Genomic DNA, 16,826 nt, shown 5'->3' with positions numbered 1-16,826 from the left:
TTTTAGCGGTTGAGGATCGGCGGTAACCGATGGTTCCATCCGCAGGCTTTTTCAAAGGCAGCGCTGGCGCGTAACACCAGAGCGTCGTCGAGATGGCGGCCAATAATTTGCAGTCCAACGGGCAATCCATCGTCAGTAAATCCTGCCGGTACCGAAGCTGCTGGCTGGCCCGTCAGGTTGATTGGGAAAACAAAAGCCAGCCATTCGCTTGGCGTGACTCTGCGCCCGTCAATGGTCTCCGGGCTTTCTATATTGATAGGGAAGGGCGGTGTGGCGAGCGTCGGTGTTACCAACAGGTCGTAGTTCTGCATAAAGCGCCACATTTTATTGACCACTTCCTTGCGCTTCATGTTGGCGTCGGTAAACATTTCGGCGGTCCAATGAGTGTTGAGCATTTCGACCAGATGTGGCGACATGCGGTCACCAAAGGTTTCCATCAGCCTGCGCATGCTGGTTAAATCTGTTTCCTGCGCCACTAATGCGGCAAACGTCTGCTTGGGGTCCGCAAAACCCGGATGGGCCTCTTCAACAATACAGCCTAAGTCGCGCTCGAAAATCTTGACGGCCTGGCCAACGATTTCTCTGACGCGGGGGTCAACGGCGGCGTATCCCCAATCGGGGCTGTAAGCTACACGTAATCCTTTAAGGCTGCCGCGCAGGGAACCCATCCAGTCGATGTCGCTGGTGGGAATCGAATGTCTGTCGCGCGGGTCAGGACCGGCAATGACCGAGAGCATCAGCGCGGCATCGGCTACGCTGCGGGTCATCGGACCGATGTGTTCCAGAGATTCCCAACTGGAAATTCCTGGATAGCGCTCATCACGGCAGCCGGGATACAGCGGCACGCGGCCCATTGAGGCTTTCATGCCAAAGACGCCGCTGTGGGCCGCTGGAATACGCACCGACCCGCCGCCGTCACTGCCCAGCGCCAGTGGACACATGCGAGCCGCCAGGGCAGCAGCCGAACCTGCGCTTGAGCCACCTGGCGTCAGGTCGGTATTCCATGGGTTGCGGGTGGTTGGAAATACCGGATTATGACCAGTACCGCTGTAGCCAAACTCGGGTGCGTTGGTTTTACCGAGAATAATGGCGTCCGCGTTCCTTAGGCGCTCGACGGTGATGTCGTCTTCATCCGGAATAAAGTTTTCATATATATAAGAGCCAGAAACGGTTTTGACGCCCTTTGTGCTTATCAAATCTTTAATGGCTACCGGTACTCCCGCCAACGGACCCACGTCCTCACCGCGTAAAATACGGCGTTCAATGATTTTGGCCTGTGCCAACGCCGCGTCGGTGGTGGGGGTGCAAAACGCATGCAGCTCGGGTTCGAGTGCGTCCATCCTTTCTATTGAGGCAGAAACGACGTCTACCGGCGAAAGGCTTTTATCGCGGATGCGGGCTGCCAGGGTGACGGCATCTAGTTCAAGGATTTCCTGCATTTTCAAACGCGTTCCTCAGATAGCCGATAAACGGCGCAGTGGTGGCAATATTGCTAGCAATGCACGTTTCGGGCCATATTTCCCCGCGTTTAATAAATAATCGCCGCCGCTTGGCTAACATCTTGTATACAGCCTGGTATTCCAGTTGGCGGGGCGATGAGCGCGGCAATGTCTCTTGGGGGGATAACGCTCTTGCAAAATCAAATTTCACTGCGAAAGTGCAAAATGCGTCGAAACATGGTGCAAGCGGCGGCGGGCTATTGAAATTGGCGGTATTAGCCACCATTTGAGACGGGTATCGAGAAAGTATGCTTAGCGGATGAATCGAGTTCACCGCGTTCTGAATACATCCTGCACGCTGTCGGAAAACCTCCCGTAACGGGTGGGTTTGGACAGGTCTTCTCTGCACGAAAGTGCTAACATTGCTTGAGTTAACCCCATTTGGCAGGACGTGTTATGACTGAAAATGATTTACGTCAACTGAGTATCGACGTCGGCGCGGCCTTGAAATCCAAGGGCCTGTGGCTAACTTGTGCAGAATCCTGTACCGGCGGCTGGGTCGCGAAAGCGATTACCGATATTGCCGGGAGTTCTGCCTGGTTCGACCGCGGGTTTGTCACTTACAGTAATAACGCTAAGCGTGAATTGCTCGACGTTGCAGAATCTACCCTTAGCCAATACGGCGCGGTTAGCGAACAGGTGGTGCGCGAAATGGCCAGAGGGGCGCGCTATGCGGCCGGCGCTGATTTGGCGCTGTCGATCAGCGGAATTGCCGGTCCAGATGGCGGCAGTGAAGAAAAACCGGTCGGTACCGTGTGGTTCGGATTCGCCGATGAAAATGGCCGGATTTATGCCTGTAAAGAGGTTTTTTCCGGTGACCGCGATGCAGTGCGTTTGCAAGCTGCTGTTTTTTCGCTACAAACTCTCTATAACGAGTTTTTGAAAAAATAGGCTTGATACTGTATGAGCATACAGTATAATTAGCGTTAATTACCTGCATGTGTACTTTGCATCCAAACAACAACATTCAGTGACAACGGCGTGTGGCTTCACACAACTCGTCACGCGAAGGAGTGAAAATGGCTATTGATGAGAACAAGCAAAAGGCGTTAGCTGCGGCACTGGGCCAGATTGAAAAGCAATTCGGTAAAGGCTCCATCATGCGTCTTGGCGAAGATCGCTCCATGGATGTTGAAACGATCTCTACCGGCTCTCTGTCTCTGGATATCGCTCTGGGCGCAGGTGGTTTGCCAATGGGTCGTATCGTTGAGATTTACGGACCAGAGTCTTCAGGTAAAACGACCCTTACCCTGCAGGTTATTGCTTCGGCACAGCGCGAAGGTAAAACCTGTGCGTTTATCGATGCCGAGCACGCGCTTGACCCAATCTATGCCAAAAAGTTGGGTGTAGATATCGACAACCTGCTGTGTTCCCAGCCGGATACCGGTGAGCAGGCTTTAGAAATCTGTGATGCACTGACCCGCTCGGGTGCCGTTGACGTTATCATCGTTGACTCCGTTGCAGCACTGACGCCAAAAGCTGAAATCGAAGGCGAAATCGGTGATTCTCATATGGGCCTTGCGGCACGTATGATGAGCCAGGCGATGCGTAAGCTGGCCGGTAACCTGAAAAATGCCAATACTCTGCTGATCTTCATCAACCAGATCCGTATGAAAATCGGTGTGATGTTCGGTAACCCGGAAACCACTACCGGGGGTAACGCACTGAAGTTCTACGCTTCTGTACGTCTTGATATTCGTCGTATCGGTGCCATCAAAGATGGTGACGTCGTGGTGGGTAGCGAAACGCGCGTTAAAGTGGTTAAAAACAAAATTGCTGCACCGTTCAAGCAGGCCGAGTTCCAGATCATGTACGGCGAAGGTATCAACATCAACGGCGAGCTGGTCGATTTGGGCGTTAAGCACAAGCTGATTGAAAAAGCCGGTGCATGGTACAGCTACAATGGTGACAAAATCGGTCAGGGTAAAGCAAACGCCAGCAACTTCCTGAAAGAAAACCCGAAAATTGCTTCCGAGATTGATAAAAAACTCAGAGAGATGCTGCTGGGTGGCAACGGTGAGCTGAGCGCAGCAGCCACTGCCGAAAGCCTGGATGACAATGTTGAAACCAGCGAAGAGTTTTAATTCTCTGCGCTGAGCCTGTCGGAACGCTATTGGCAGGTTAAAGATTGTCTCCCCACAAAAAACAGCCTGCAAAACAGGCTGTTTTTTTGCTTTATAAGGAACAATGTATGACTCAGGAAATGGAAACGAACCAAGAGCCGTCATCACTGTTTTCAACCACGCAGGATGACCAAACAAAAAGACTGAATACGCTTATTGCGCGTGCAATGCGCCTGTTGGGCCAGCGTGACCACGGTGAAGCCGAACTTCGTCGTAAATTAATGACACCGCCGCAGCCTTTCACACGACCGTCCTCCTATAAAGCTCGCCAAAACAAAGAGGCTGAAAGCACACCTAAACCCAAAGAGGTGGAGGAAATCTGCCCTGAACAGGTTGAGCAGGTTATTGCCTATTGCTACCAGCATGGCTGGCTCGACGATGCCAAGTTTGCCAATCGCTATATTTCTGGGCGTAGCAACAGAGGGCTGGGGGCACAGCGCATACGTTCGGAGCTGATGCAAAAGGGTGTCGATAAAGAGACGATAAACGAGGCGTTGGAAAATTGTGAGGTAGACTGGTGTAGCAAGGCGTACGATTTAGCGACGCACAAATTTGGTCAGCCTTTGCCAACGGATTGGAAAGAGAAGTCCAAAGTTTTGCGTTATTTGCTCTATCGCGGCTTTTTACAGGAAGAAATTCAGTCTATTTATCGCGATTTTGAAGATTGAACGCATACGGGATTTTACTTCCCTGCGAAGAAATTTTATCTTATCCCCACTTTTTGTTCGTGAGCAAAAAAGTAAGCTGAACGTTTTCTCGCTAATCTTGCTCACGGGCCGACCTTTTTTAGCCTTATTCCGGGACATTTATGAGCAAGAGCACCGCTGAGATCCGTCAAGCGTTTCTCGATTTCTTCCATAGTAAGGGACACACTGTTGTCGACAGCAGCTCGCTGATCCCTACTAATGATCCGACATTGATGTTTACCAATGCCGGTATGAACCAATTTAAAGACGTTTTTCTAGGCCTGGACAACCGTGACTACCATCGCGCGACCACGTCTCAGCGCTGTGTACGCGCCGGTGGCAAGCACAACGATTTAGAAAACGTGGGCTACACTGCGCGTCACCACACTTTCTTCGAAATGCTGGGCAACTTCAGCTTTGGTGATTACTTCAAAGAAGACGCCATCAAATTTGCCTGGGAACTGTTGACCGGTGAAAACTGGTTTAACCTGCCAAAAGAAAAACTGTGGGTTACCGTCTACGCAACCGATGACGAAGCTTACGGCATTTGGGAAAACAAGATTGGCGTCCCGGCCGAGCGCATTATCCGTATCGGTGACAACAAAGGGGGCCAGTACGCGTCAGACAACTTCTGGCAGATGGGCGATACCGGCCCTTGCGGTCCATGTTCTGAGATTTTCTACGATCACGGTGACCACATCTGGGGCGGTCCTCCTGGCAGCGCAGAAGAAGATGGCGACCGTTATATCGAAATCTGGAACCTGGTCTTCATGCAGTTCAACCGTCAGGCCGACGGCACTATGCTTGCGCTGCCGAAACCTTCTGTAGATACCGGTATGGGACTGGAGCGTATTACAGCCGTGCTGCAGCACGTGAACTCGAACTACGATATCGATTTGTTCCAGAAACTGATTGCTGCCGTCGCTGCGCTAACGGGTGCCTCTGACCTGAACAACAAGTCGCTGCGCGTTATTGCTGACCACATTCGTTCTTGTGCTTTCCTGATTTCCGACGGCGTTATTCCTTCCAATGAGGGACGTGGCTACGTGCTGCGTCGTATCATTCGTCGTGCAGTTCGTCATGGCAACATGCTGGGCGCGAAAGAGACCTTCTTCTATAAGCTGGTCGCGCCTTTGGTTGAGGTCATGGGTTCTGCGGGTCTGGAGCTGGCTAAACAGCAGTCTACCGTTGAGCAGTTGCTGAAAACTGAAGAAGAGCAGTTTGCCCGTACTCTAGAGCGTGGACTGACGCTGCTCGACGAAGAGCTGGCTGCGCTTAAAGGCGATACCCTGCCTGGCGATATTGTTTTCCGTCTGTACGATACCTTTGGTTTCCCTGTTGACTTGACTGCGGACGTTTGTCGCGAGCGCAATCTTAAAGTGGATGAAGAAGGCTTTGAGAAGGCGATGGAAATCCAGCGTAACCGCGCGCGTGAGTCCAGCGGTTTCAGCGCTGACTACAGCAGCATGGTTCGCGTTGATGGTGTTACCCAGTTCTCGGGCTATGAGCACGTACAGCGTCAGTCTAAAGTGGTTGCCCTGTTTGTTAATGGCCAACCGGTTGAAGAAATTCAGGCCGGCGAGAACGCGATTGTCGTTCTGGACGATACGCCTTTCTATGGCGAATCAGGCGGACAGGTGGGCGATAAGGGCGTACTGAAAACGGCTAACGGCGAGTTTGTCGTAAGCGATACGCAAAAATACGGTAAAGCTATTGGACATCAGGGCGTGCTGAGCACAGGCAAGCTGAGCATTAACGACGGCGTAGAAGCCGACGTTGATGCCGCGCGTCGTGACCGCATTCGTCTTAACCACTCGGCTACTCACTTGCTGCATGCGGCACTGCGACAGGTTCTGGGCAAGCACGTTGCGCAGAAAGGCTCTTTGGTTAACGACAACTACCTGCGTTTTGACTTCTCGCATTTTGAAGCGATGAAGCCGGAAGAGATCCGTCGGGTAGAAGATTTGGTTAATGCGCAAATTCGTCGTAATCTGCCGATTGAAACCAACATCATGGCGCTGGACGACGCGAAAGAGCAAGGCGCCATGGCGCTGTTCGGTGAGAAGTATGACGACCACGTTCGCGTACTGTCGATGGGTGACTTCTCCACCGAGCTGTGTGGCGGTATTCACGCAAGCCGCACCGGTGATATCGGCTTGTTCCGTATTCAAAGCGAATCCGGCACTGCGGCAGGCGTACGTCGTATCGAGGCTATCACGGGCGAAAATGCGATTGCTGCGCTGCACCAGCAAAGCGATCTGCTGCAGGACGTTGCGCACTTGGTCAAAGGTGATGTTAACAGCGTCACTGACAAAATTCGTACGCTGATTGAGCGTTCACGTCTGTTGGAAAAAGAGCTTCAGCAGGTGAAAGACCAGCAGGCAGCGCAAGAAAGTGCGTCACTGTCGGGTCAAACGAAAGAAGTAAACGGCGTTAAACTGCTGGTTAAACAGCTTGATAACGTTGAACCTAAAATGTTGCGCACTATGGTTGATGACCTTAAAAACCAGCTCGGCTCGGTGATTATTGTGCTGGCCACCGTCGCTGATGATAAGGTGAGCTTGATTGCGGGCGTGACAAAAGACCTGACCGATCGTGTTAAAGCCGGGGAATTAATCGGCGCTATCGCTTCTCAGGTGGGCGGGAAAGGCGGCGGTCGTCCTGATATGGCTCAGGCGGGCGGTACTGATGTACAGGCCTTGCCAGCGGCGCTAGCGGGCGTCGAAGCTTGGGTTGCCAACAAGCTGTAGTCATAAAATCAGTAAAAGTGTGAACGCCATAATCTCTTGTCTATTATGGCGTTTTTAGTCTTAACGACCGGTTAACTCTCATTTAATAAGTCACGACTTCGCCGATTTCGGCTAAACTTAAAATCACTCACAGCTAATGTATAAGGCTGACGTACATTTTATGTGAGGGTCATGGCTTACGTTTTTACAGCTTATGATAGATAATGCCTGTGAAACTGAGAGACCCGACTCTTTTAATTATCCAAGGAGCAAAGAATGCTTATTCTGACTCGCCGAGTTGGTGAAACCCTCATGATTGGCGATGAGGTTACGGTTACCGTGTTAGGTGTTAAAGGTAATCAGGTGCGTATTGGTGTGAATGCGCCGAAAGAGGTCTCAGTGCACCGTGAAGAGATCTACCAGCGTATTCAGGCTGAAAAATCTCAACAGACGAGTTATTAATTTATCAGGCGTCTCGTCGATGGCGAGGCGCTGATGAATCTCCAGCACTGCTTTTCGTGTTTTCCCCCGTTTTATCTCATTTTCCCAAAATTCTTTTTTCCGCAAGCGCACATCCTCCAAGACTTTTTACTGATTAAACATTGGTTTTTATCAATCAAAGCCATTATTTTGCCGTTAAACTGCGCAGGTTGGATGCGAATTGTGCAAACAAACGATTCTTGGGAAAAAAGGGTTTGACTTATAAGTGCGGGAAAGTAATATGTGCGCCACGCAGTGCCGATGAGCTTAAACAAAGTGAGTCAGCACAATTCGAAAGAAGCGTATGGTGAGGTGGCCGAGAGGCTGAAGGCGCTCCCCTGCTAAGGGAGTATGCGGTCAAAAGCTGCATCCGGGGTTCGAATCCCCGCCTCACCGCCATTTAAGATGCACCCATAGCTCAGCTGGATAGAGTACTCGGCTACGAACCGAGCGGTCGGAAGTTCGAATCTTCCTGGGTGCACCATTCTTTCTTTGATGTATATTGATTTGCAATCAAGTGAGCATCAGAGGCCGTGACGGTAAAATGTGAAAGTGGTGGAGTAACTCTGCTGTAAAGAACTGCATTAAAGAATTGATATGCACCCATAGCTCAGCTGGATAGAGTACTCGGCTACGAACCGAGCGGTCGGAAGTTCGAATCTTCCTGGGTGCACCATTCTCATCTCTGCTTTTTCTTCGCAACAATCGTTAATAAAATAGTTCAAAATGCACCCATAGCTCAGCTGGATAGAGTACTCGGCTACGAACCGAGCGGTCGGAAGTTCGAATCTTCCTGGGTGCACCATATTCCCGAAGTTTACAGATAAAGAAAATTCTAAATTTGTAGACTAGCACTACAGTGATCCACTAAAGATGATAACGTTGCTTCAGCAGCGGCCCGTAAGGCGCAAGCCGCATCATCTTTTTAGGTACACCCTGTTTAAGAAAACCTGCTTCGGCGGGTTTTTTGCTTTCTGCCTTCCTGAAATCTCTTCATCTAAAAATGTCTGCGTTTGATATTTAACTCTTTTCTCCTATTCCCAATGTGCTGTCTGCCCTGACAAAAAGCGACAATCCTACATCTTTGCGATAAAGTAGTTTCCCCCAGATTTGTTAAGAGCAGGCGGTGGTTATGGAGTACAAGCTGTACGAAGGCTTCGAAGGATTGATCTTTGATATGGACGGCACCATATTGGACACTGAGCCAACACATCGTAAAGCCTGGCAACAGGTACTGTCCAGATACAGTCTACAGTTCGACGTCGCTGCTATGGTTGCTCTTAACGGCTCGCCGACCTGGCGAATTGCAAAATTTATTATTGAAAGCAACAAGGCGGATCTCGATCCCCATCTGCTGGCCGCTGAAAAAACCTCAGCGTTGCAGGCTATGTTGTTTGATACAGTTAAACCCCTACCGCTTATAGACGTGGTGAGAGCTTTTCACGGCCGTCGTCCCATGGCGGTAGGCACTGGCAGCGAACACGCCATGGCGGATGCTTTGCTGCGTCATTTAGGGCTACGCGATTGCTTCGATGCCATTGTGGGTGCCAATGATGTTGAGAATCACAAGCCGGCACCGGATACTTTTCTCCGCTGCGCCGAGCTTATTGGCGTTCCACCCGAAAAGTGTGTGGTGTTTGAGGACGCTGATTTTGGTATTGAAGCGGCCAAACGTGCAAATATGGCCTATGTTGATGTACGCACGCTGTGAGTGCGGCCGTAGCACTGGCGTCATTGTTTGGTAGCAGCTTTCTCAGCGCAACGCTGTTGCCGGGAAATTCCGAAGTTGTATTAGTTGCTTTATTATCTGCGGGCAGTGCCACGCCCGCAGCATTGGTCATTACGGCATCATTGGGTAATACCCTGGGTGGTGTAACAAACGTCATTATCGGGCGCTTTCTACCTGAGTTAAAACCACAGCGCGGCCTTAACGTGGCCCTCGGATGGTTAAAACGATTTGGACCCGCTGCGCTGTTGCTCAGCTGGTTGCCGGTGGTGGGTGATTTGTTATGCGTTTTGGCTGGTTGGCTACGCATGCCTTGGGCCTTGGTAGTGTTATTTCTGTGTATTGGAAAAACGCTGCGTTATACGGCATTGGCCGTTATTACATTGAAGGTGGGCTCATGGTGGGGTTAGATTGGTATCGGTTATCTATGATGGTCACATCTATGCAGATTCAGAAAACGTACGCGTTAACTTATTCAAAAAGCGGGAGGTCAATTTGATCCCGGATGTATCACAGGCGCTTTCCTGGTTGGAAGCTCACCCGCAGTCGTTAAAGGGTATTCGTCGGGGTATTGAGCGTGAAACGCTGCGCGTTAACGCCAATGGTTCAATTGCAAAGACGGGTCATCCTGAGGCTCTGGGCGCAGCGTTGACGCATCATTGGATAACCACCGATTTTGCCGAGCAGCTGCTCGAGTTCATCACGCCGGCTGAAAAAAGCATTGAGCATACGCTGAGTTTTCTGCGTGATATCCATCGTCATGTCGCTAAAGAGCTGGGTGACGAGATGATGTGGCCGTTGAGTATGCCGTGTTTTATCGATTCCGAAGATGATATCGAGCTGGCCCAGTACGGGAGCTCAAATATCGGCAAGCTGAAAACACTGTATCGTCAGGGGCTAAAAAGCCGCTACGGTGCATTGATGCAGATAATCTCGGGGATCCACTACAACTTCTCACTGCCGATAGAATTCTGGCAGGCGCGTCTGGGTATCAAGGATGCGCAAAGCGGTAAAGACGAAATCTCTGCAGGTTATTTCAAGCTGATCCGCAACTATTACCGTTTTGGCTGGGTTATTCCTTATTTGTTTGGGGCATCTCCGGCAATTTGTTCTTCATTCCTTAAAGGGCGTGAAACTAATCTGCCGTTTGAACATACCGAGAACGGACTTTGCTATCTGCCCTATGCCACGGCGTTGCGTCTGAGCGACCTGGGATATACCAGTAAATCGCAAAGTAATCTGGGCATTACCTTTAACGATCTTGAGACTTATGTGACCGGCGTGAAACGCGCGATTCGCACCCCCTCGGCGGAATATGCCGATATGGGCGTCAAGAAAGACGGTAAATATGTTCAGTTAAATACCAATGTGTTACAGATTGAGAACGAGCTTTATGCTCCAATCCGCCCCAAGCGCGTCACCAAACCGGGTGAAACGCCTTCACAAGCGTTGATGCGCAGTGGAATTGAATACATCGAGGTGCGATCTCTCGACGTTAATCCGTTCTCGCCGATTGGCGTTGATGCCTCGCAGGCACGTTTCCTCGATCTATTTTTGATATGGTGTGCATTGGCCGACGCGCCGGAAATGAACAGTGACGAAATCCTCTGTACGCGCCAAAACTGGAATCGCGTAATTCTGGAAGGGCGTAAACCGGGGCAGACCATTGGCATCGGATGTGAAGACGCCAGACAGCCGTTAGATAAAGTGGGTAAGTCACTGTTTGCCGACTTGAGTCGCGTAGCACAAGTATTGGATAGCCAAAACGGCAACAGCGAATATCAGGACGTGTGCAGTGAACTGGTTGCCGCATTTGATAATCCTGAGCTGACCTATTCGGCGCGCATCCTCAAGGCGATGAAAGCAGAGGGTGAGGGGAATCTGGGCCTGAAGTTGGCTGAGAAGTATCGTCAAATGCTGATTGATGAGCCGCTGGAAATCCTTACCGAGCAGCAGTTGGCTAACGAGTTCGATGAGTCCCGGCTGCGTCAGCGCAACCTGGAAGCAAATGATAAGCTAAGCTTTGAAGAGTATCTGGCCGCTCTCGCCGCTAAGTAGGGCAGGGAGCCAGAAAAGAAAATGGCCACAATCAATGTGGCCAAAACAAACATCTCTGTTTACAGGGATGATGATAACAAATGCGCGTCTTTCATATATTCAGACTCACGTTATGGGAAAAGGTTTCCTGAGTTCGAAAAAAAATTATTTATTTTTAGGAGAGGTGACGACATGCCACTGTTGGATAGCTTTACCGTAGACCATACCCGAATGGCAGCACCGGCCGTTCGTGTCGCTAAAACCATGAAAACCCCAAGTGGGGACACCATTACTGTATTCGATCTGCGCTTCTGCCGCCCGAATATTGAAGTGATGACTGAGCGCGGTACTCACACTCTGGAGCACCTGTTTGCTGGTTTTATGCGTAATCACCTTAATGGTAACGGCGTTGAAATTATCGATATTTCTCCGATGGGTTGCCGTACAGGTTTCTACATGAGCCTGATTGGTGTGCCAGACGAGAAGTTTGTTGCTTCTTCTTGGAAAGCGGCCATGGCTGACATTCTGAAAGTGAAAGATCAGAATCAGATCCCTGAGCTGAACATTTATCAATGTGGTACTTGCAACATGCACTCATTGAAAGAAGCACAGGAAATCGCTCAGCACATCGTTGATAGTGAAATTGGCGTTAATCACAATGATGAACTGGCACTGCCGCCAGAAAAACTGACCGAACTGCACATCTAGTTAATCGTAGTATTTGATGATTGCAGCGGCTCCGGATCACGTGATTTGGGCATAAAAAAAGACGCGATTATCGCGTCTTTTTTATTGGCTGCGGCACAGTGGCGAAAGCTTAGTGATGATCGTTGGCGCTACGCTGCGTTTTCAGCGGACGAACTTTTACCCGTTTAATCATGTTGTCCTGCACGTCGAGGATTTCGACTTCATAGCTTTCAATACGTAGGCTGGCCCCGGCCTTGGGAATATCTTCCAGTACCTCCAGCAGCATGCCGTTGATAGTACGCGGTCCGTCGGTCGGCAGGTTCCAGTTAAAGGCTTTGTTAAGCTCACGCACGTTGGCGCTGCCTTCAATCAGCACGGTACCATCGCTCTGCGGCGTGACTTCTTCCGCCAGCGTAGGCGACATTGAGGTGGTAAAGTCACCGACTATCTCTTCTAGAATATCTTCAACCGTGACCAGCCCTTGAATATCACCGTATTCATCTACCACGATGCCGACTTTCTTCTTGTTCCGCTGAAATTTTACCAGCTGAATATTCAGCGGCGTGCCTTCAGGGATGTAGTAGATTTCATCGGCAGCGCGCAGGAGGTTTTCTTTGGTAAATTCTTTCTTTTCTGTCATCAGACGATAGGCTTCGCGCAGTCGCAGCATGCCGATAGCGTCGTCAAGTGAGTCGCGGTAGAGCACAATGCGGCCATGCGGCGAGTGCGTTAACTGACGAATAATCGACTTCCAGTCGTCGTTGATATCAATACCCACGATTTCATTTCGCGGCACCATAATGTCATCCACAGAGACCTTTTCCAGATCCAGCACTGAGAGCAGCATGTCCTGATTGCGACGCGAAATCTGCGAACGTGATTCGTTCACGATAGTGCGTAGCTCTTCTTTACTCACCGCGTCGCTAATGCCAACGTTGGTTTTAATACCAAACATGCGCATCAATATTTTGGAAAGGTTGTTGAGCAACCATACCAGCGGCATCATGATCGTTTGCAGCGGTCGCAGCAGAATACTGCTCGGGAAGGCCACGCGTTCGGGATGTAGCGCCGCATAGGTTTTCGGCAGCACTTCGGCAAACAGCAGAACCACAAAGGTCAGAACGCCGGTAGCAATAGCCACGCCCGCATCGCCATAAAGACGCATGCCGACAATTGTTGCCAGCGCCGAGGCGAGAATATTGACCAGGTTATTGCCGATCAGTACCAAACTGATCAACTGATCTGGGCGCTTAAGCAGCTTTTCAACACGTCGTGCGGCGCGGTTTCCTTGCTTGGCAAGATGACGTAACCGATAGCGGTTCAGCGTCATCATTCCTGTTTCGGAAGCTGAAAAATAGCCGGAAACTACCACCATGATAGCCAATATGATAATGAGGGTAGTTGTAGAGACGTGCTCCAACGGGTAATTCCTTATTGAGTTAAAAACTAAAAACTATGAACAACGTTTACGCAATGCTCAGTGAACCATGACTTGCTGAATGAGGCGACTGCCAAAATAGGCCAGCGTCAGTAAAATGGCGCCCGCCATGCTGAACCATACCACGCGGCGGCCGCGCCAGCCTTCGTGATAATGACCCCAAAGCAGTACGATATAAACCAGCCACGCCAGAATAGACAGCACGGCTTTATCGATGTTCTCACGGCTGAACAGATTTTCCATATACAGCAGGCCAGTGCAAAGTGTCAGCGTTAACAGGATGACGCCGCCCTGCGTGATGTGGAAAAGCTTGCGTTCAATGCTCATTAAAGGCGGCATGTCGGACGAAAACGTCAGCTTTTTATTTTTCAGCTGATAATCGAGCCAGGCAAGTTGCAGCGCATACAGTGCAGCAATAATCAGTGTTGCGTAGGAAAAGAGCGCTAATCCTATATGGACCAGCAGACCTTTGCTTGCCTCAAGGTGCGTTATAAATTCGCCGGGCAGGAATGCAACCAGCGCGAGGTTTATCAACGCGAAGCAGTAAACAATCGGCAATATAAACCAGCCGCGGCTTTTCGACGCCACAATAGTCATCACCGTACAGATGATCAGGCTGACTATCGAGCCGATGTTGACCAGGCTCAGGTTTTGACCAGTGCTGACGTCAAACACACGCTGTTCAAGCGTAACGGCGTGGCAAATCAGGGCGACAACGGCCGAAAGTAACGCGATGCGCCGATAGGTGCCATTCTTGCGGATCAGGCTGGGAATGATCAGAGAAAGGCTTAACAAATAGGCGATCATGGCGACAAGAGCGAAAACGGGCATATTGTGTCATTTGCGTCGTAAAATGAATGAGAAAGCCAGTATAACGTTACCGGCGTCGTGCTCCAACTACTCTCCGGTGTTTACCTTTATATATCGGGCAGAGATTGTGCGGACATCTCGTGTTATAATCCCGCAATTGTGTCGCAAAGGCGGCCTGTCATTACGTTGAGCAAGAGACGATGTTTGATAATTTAACCGATCGATTGTCGCGCACACTGCGCAATATCAGCGGCCGTGGGCGGCTGACCGAAGAAAATGTTAAGGAAACTCTGCGTGAAGTACGCATGGCATTGCTGGAGGCGGACGTTGCGCTACCGGTAGTGCGCGACTTCATTAACCGTGTCAAAGAGGCGGCCGTTGGCACTGAAGTCAACAAAAGTCTGACGCCGGGTCAAGAGTTTATAAAAATCGTCCAGAAAGAGCTGGTTACAGCAATGGGCGAAGCAAATTCCGAGCTAAACCTCGCTGCTCAGCCACCGGCCGTAGTGCTAATGGCGGGTCTGCAGGGGGCGGGTAAAACCACTAGCGTCGCGAAACTTGCTAAATTCCTGAAAGAAAAGCGCAAGAAAAAAGTGTTAGTTGTTTCTGCCGACGTTTATCGCCCTGCGGCGATTAAACAGCTAGAAACTCTGGCGGAGCAGGTAGGGGTAGACTTCTTCTCCTCTGATACTAGCCAGAAGCCCATCGACATCGTTAACGCCGCTTTGCAACATGCAAAACTGAAATTCTTCGACGTATTGCTGGTGGATACCGCCGGTCGTTTGCACGTTGATGAAGCGATGATGGACGAAATCAAACAGGTTCACGCGGCTATAAAGCCGGTTGAAACGCTGTTTGTAGTCGATGCCATGACCGGTCAGGATGCCGCCAACACGGCTAAAGCCTTCAACGAAGCGTTGCCGCTGACCGGTGTGATTCTAACGAAAGTAGACGGCGATGCCCGCGGTGGTGCGGCGCTCTCTATTCGTCATATCACGGGCAAACCGATTAAATTCCTGGGCATGGGCGAGAAAATTGAAGCCCTTGAACCCTTCCATCCAGACCGCGTGGCATCACGTATTCTGGGCATGGGCGACGTGCTTTCCCTTATCGAAGATATCGAAAGCAAGGTAGACCGCGCACAGGCCGAGAAGCTGGCCAACAAGATGAAAAAGGGCAATGGTTTCGACCTGACCGATTTCCTCGACCAGCTTAAGCAAATGCGCAACATGGGTGGCATGGCCAGCATGATGAGCAAGCTGCCGGGTGTGGGTCAATTGCCAGACAACGTCAAGTCGCAGATGGACGACAAAGTGCTGGTGCGCATGGAAGCTATCATCAACTCGATGACGCTCAAAGAGCGCGCCAAGCCAGAAATCATCAAAGGTTCCCGCAAGCGCCGTATCGCGCTGGGTGCCGGTATGCAGGTGCAGGACGTTAACAGACTGCTCAAGCAGTTTGACGACATGCAGCGCATGATGAAGAAAATGAAGAACGGCGGCATGGCCAAGATGATGCGTGGCATGAAAGGTATGATGCCACCTGGTTTCCCTGGCCGTTAAGACGCTGTTCAACATGATAATAAGTACTGAAAATTAGCCATTGGTCAAAAGTAGTTTTGGGTTATAGACGCTTTCGATTGCTTTTTGCTCCAAAATGAGTAAAATTTTCGGGCTTTTTATATTGCAACCAGACCCCGTTCCCCGATGGGGTCTGGTTGTTTTATTCACTAAAGAGGATGTTATGGTAACAATTCGTTTGGCACGTGGCGGCGCAAAAAAGCGTCCGTTCTATCAAGTAGTAGTGACCGACAGCCGCAATGCTCGTGATGGTCGCTTCATCGAGCGCGTAGGCTTCTTCAACCCATTGGCTTCTGGCCAGGCTGAAGCACTGCGTCTGGACCTGGATCGTATTGCTCATTGGCAAGATCTGGGTGCAACCGTTTCTGATCGCGTAGCTTCGCTGATCAAAGACGCTAAGAAAGCAGCTTAATCCGTCGCGGTGGTGACAATGAGCAAGCAACTCAATCCAGTGGCGCCTGAAGAACCGATTGTTCTCGGTAAAATGGGCTCAACTTACGGTATTCGCGGTTGGCTCAGAGTGTTTTCATCCACCGAAGACGCTGAAAGCATTTTCGAATACCAGCCGTGGTTTATCCAGCAGGCAGGTAAGTGGCAAGCTGTAGAGCTGGAAAGCTGGAAGCGCCACAATCAGGACCTGATCATCAAAGTCAAAGGCGTTGACGATCGGGATGCGGCCAATCTGCTGACAAATCGCGAGATAGTTGTAGATTCACGCCAACTGCCAGACCTGACCGACGGCGATTACTACTGGAAAGACCTTTTCGGTTGCCAGGTAGTATCAACCACCGGTTACGAATTCGGTAAAGTCATCGATATGATGGAAACCGGTTCGAACGATGTCATGGTAGTTAAAGCAAACCTGAAAGATGCATTTGGCATCAAGGAGCGGTTAATTCCGTTCCTCGATGGGCAGGTTATCAAGAAAGTCGATCTCACTACTCGAGTCATCGAGATAGATTGGGATCCTGGTTTTTGACCTCCGTAATGTCTACTCGTGTAGATAACTGTAGGCTGAGCGGAACGTGGTT

At 50.4% G+C, this 16,826-nt stretch carries 15 protein-coding genes and 4 tRNA genes; 16 read left to right on the top strand and 3 right to left on the bottom strand.

The features are described from left to right. Window positions 1–2: 2 nt before the first annotated feature. Window positions 3–1,439 carry an amidase gene (locus GA565_RS21205; RefSeq protein ID WP_152200623.1) on the bottom strand — a complete coding sequence of 479 codons (1,437 nt, stop codon included), beginning with the start codon at window positions 1,437–1,439 and terminating at the stop codon, window positions 3–5. Window positions 1,440–1,895: 456 nt separating this feature from the next. Between GA565_RS21205 and pncC the strand changes: the two genes are divergently transcribed. The 13 genes from pncC (at window position 1,896) to luxS (ending at window position 11,988) form a co-directional block, all read left to right on the top strand. Beyond that, a complete protein-coding gene (gene pncC / locus GA565_RS21200; protein ID WP_152200621.1) occupies window positions 1,896–2,390 on the top strand; it encodes a nicotinamide-nucleotide amidase in 495 nt (164 codons plus the stop codon). Window positions 2,391–2,518: 128 nt separating this feature from the next. Next, window positions 2,519–3,583 (top strand): recombinase RecA, encoded by a 1,065-nt coding sequence (gene recA / locus GA565_RS21195; RefSeq protein WP_055775192.1) that lies wholly within the window; start codon window positions 2,519–2,521, stop codon window positions 3,581–3,583. 182 nt (window positions 3,584–3,765) lie between these two features. Continuing rightward, window positions 3,766–4,290 carry a recombination regulator RecX gene (gene recX, locus GA565_RS21190; RefSeq protein WP_055775306.1) on the top strand — a complete coding sequence of 175 codons (525 nt, stop codon included), beginning with the start codon at window positions 3,766–3,768 and terminating at the stop codon, window positions 4,288–4,290. A 140-nt stretch (window positions 4,291–4,430) separates the two neighbouring features. After that, entirely contained in the window at window positions 4,431–7,058 is a 2,628-nt protein-coding gene (gene alaS / locus GA565_RS21185; RefSeq protein ID WP_152200617.1) for an alanine--tRNA ligase, read from the top strand. Window positions 7,059–7,313: 255 nt separating this feature from the next. Then, window positions 7,314–7,499 carry a carbon storage regulator CsrA gene (gene csrA, locus GA565_RS21180; RefSeq protein ID WP_013574027.1) on the top strand — a complete coding sequence of 62 codons (186 nt, stop codon included), beginning with the start codon at window positions 7,314–7,316 and terminating at the stop codon, window positions 7,497–7,499. Between the two features lie 324 nt (window positions 7,500–7,823). Further along, window positions 7,824–7,916 (top strand) — tRNA-Ser (locus tag GA565_RS21175). An 8-nt stretch (window positions 7,917–7,924) separates the two neighbouring features. After that, window positions 7,925–8,001 (top strand) — tRNA-Arg (locus tag GA565_RS21170). A gap of 115 nt (window positions 8,002–8,116) precedes the next feature. Further along, window positions 8,117–8,193 (top strand) — tRNA-Arg (locus tag GA565_RS21165). Between the two features lie 52 nt (window positions 8,194–8,245). Continuing rightward, window positions 8,246–8,322: transfer RNA gene (locus GA565_RS21160), tRNA-Arg, on the top strand. A gap of 327 nt (window positions 8,323–8,649) precedes the next feature. Continuing rightward, on the top strand, window positions 8,650–9,228 hold the full coding sequence (yqaB, locus tag GA565_RS21155) for a fructose-1-phosphate/6-phosphogluconate phosphatase (protein ID WP_370518076.1): 579 nt from the start codon (window positions 8,650–8,652) through the stop codon (window positions 9,226–9,228). Then, a complete protein-coding gene (locus GA565_RS21150; protein ID WP_152200616.1) occupies window positions 9,225–9,653 on the top strand; it encodes a YqaA family protein in 429 nt (142 codons plus the stop codon). The genes yqaB and GA565_RS21150 overlap by 4 nt, the downstream gene beginning before the upstream one ends. 85 nt (window positions 9,654–9,738) lie before the next feature. After that, entirely contained in the window at window positions 9,739–11,301 is a 1,563-nt protein-coding gene (gene gshA, locus GA565_RS21145; RefSeq protein WP_152200614.1) for a glutamate--cysteine ligase, read from the top strand. Between the two features lie 171 nt (window positions 11,302–11,472). Beyond that, window positions 11,473–11,988, top strand: a complete 516-nt coding sequence (gene luxS, locus GA565_RS21140) for an S-ribosylhomocysteine lyase (protein ID WP_152200613.1) — start codon at window positions 11,473–11,475, stop codon at window positions 11,986–11,988. Between the two features lie 109 nt (window positions 11,989–12,097). Here the strand turns inward: luxS and GA565_RS21135 are convergent, their stop codons facing one another. Both GA565_RS21135 and GA565_RS21130 read right to left on the bottom strand, forming a co-directional pair. Further along, complete coding sequence (locus tag GA565_RS21135) at window positions 12,098–13,387, bottom strand: HlyC/CorC family transporter (RefSeq protein WP_152200611.1); 1,290 nt, start codon at window positions 13,385–13,387, stop codon at window positions 12,098–12,100. A gap of 57 nt (window positions 13,388–13,444) precedes the next feature. After that, window positions 13,445–14,236: an inner membrane protein YpjD gene (locus GA565_RS21130; RefSeq protein ID WP_152200609.1), complete on the bottom strand. Its 792-nt coding sequence runs from the start codon at window positions 14,234–14,236 to the stop codon at window positions 13,445–13,447. A gap of 179 nt (window positions 14,237–14,415) precedes the next feature. On the opposite strand from GA565_RS21130, the gene ffh reads away from it, so the two are divergent. The 3 genes from ffh to rimM all read left to right on the top strand — a co-directional run bounded on the left by ffh (window position 14,416) and on the right by rimM (window position 16,774). Further along, complete coding sequence (ffh, locus tag GA565_RS21125) at window positions 14,416–15,777, top strand: signal recognition particle protein (protein WP_152200608.1); 1,362 nt, start codon at window positions 14,416–14,418, stop codon at window positions 15,775–15,777. Window positions 15,778–15,958: 181 nt separating this feature from the next. Next, window positions 15,959–16,207 (top strand): 30S ribosomal protein S16, encoded by a 249-nt coding sequence (rpsP, locus tag GA565_RS21120; protein WP_017493592.1) that lies wholly within the window; start codon window positions 15,959–15,961, stop codon window positions 16,205–16,207. An 18-nt stretch (window positions 16,208–16,225) separates the two neighbouring features. Next, window positions 16,226–16,774 (top strand): ribosome maturation factor RimM, encoded by a 549-nt coding sequence (rimM, locus tag GA565_RS21115; RefSeq protein ID WP_055775212.1) that lies wholly within the window; start codon window positions 16,226–16,228, stop codon window positions 16,772–16,774. Window positions 16,775–16,826: the final 52 nt, after the last annotated feature.

It is taken from the genome of Rouxiella sp. S1S-2, from assembly GCF_009208105.1.
Taxonomy (GTDB): Bacteria; Pseudomonadota; Gammaproteobacteria; order Enterobacterales; family Enterobacteriaceae; genus Rouxiella.
Note: the sequence above shows the minus strand (reverse complement) of the source record. Positions and strands in the feature narration are given on the sequence as shown.

Coding starts and splice junctions, on each gene's coding strand:
- GA565_RS21205 (WP_152200623.1), bottom strand. CDS start 1,439: ATGCAGGAAATCCTTGAACTAGATGCCGTCACCCTGGCAGCCCGCATC.
- pncC (WP_152200621.1), top strand. CDS start 1,896: ATGACTGAAAATGATTTACGTCAACTGAGTATCGACGTCGGCGCGGCC.
- recA (WP_055775192.1), top strand. CDS start 2,519: ATGGCTATTGATGAGAACAAGCAAAAGGCGTTAGCTGCGGCACTGGGC.
- alaS (WP_152200617.1), top strand. CDS start 4,431: ATGAGCAAGAGCACCGCTGAGATCCGTCAAGCGTTTCTCGATTTCTTC.
- csrA (WP_013574027.1), top strand. CDS start 7,314: ATGCTTATTCTGACTCGCCGAGTTGGTGAAACCCTCATGATTGGCGAT.
- yqaB (WP_370518076.1), top strand. CDS start 8,650: ATGGAGTACAAGCTGTACGAAGGCTTCGAAGGATTGATCTTTGATATG.
- luxS (WP_152200613.1), top strand. CDS start 11,473: ATGCCACTGTTGGATAGCTTTACCGTAGACCATACCCGAATGGCAGCA.
- GA565_RS21130 (WP_152200609.1), bottom strand. CDS start 14,236: ATGCCCGTTTTCGCTCTTGTCGCCATGATCGCCTATTTGTTAAGCCTT.
- ffh (WP_152200608.1), top strand. CDS start 14,416: ATGTTTGATAATTTAACCGATCGATTGTCGCGCACACTGCGCAATATC.
- rpsP (WP_017493592.1), top strand. CDS start 15,959: ATGGTAACAATTCGTTTGGCACGTGGCGGCGCAAAAAAGCGTCCGTTC.
- rimM (WP_055775212.1), top strand. CDS start 16,226: ATGAGCAAGCAACTCAATCCAGTGGCGCCTGAAGAACCGATTGTTCTC.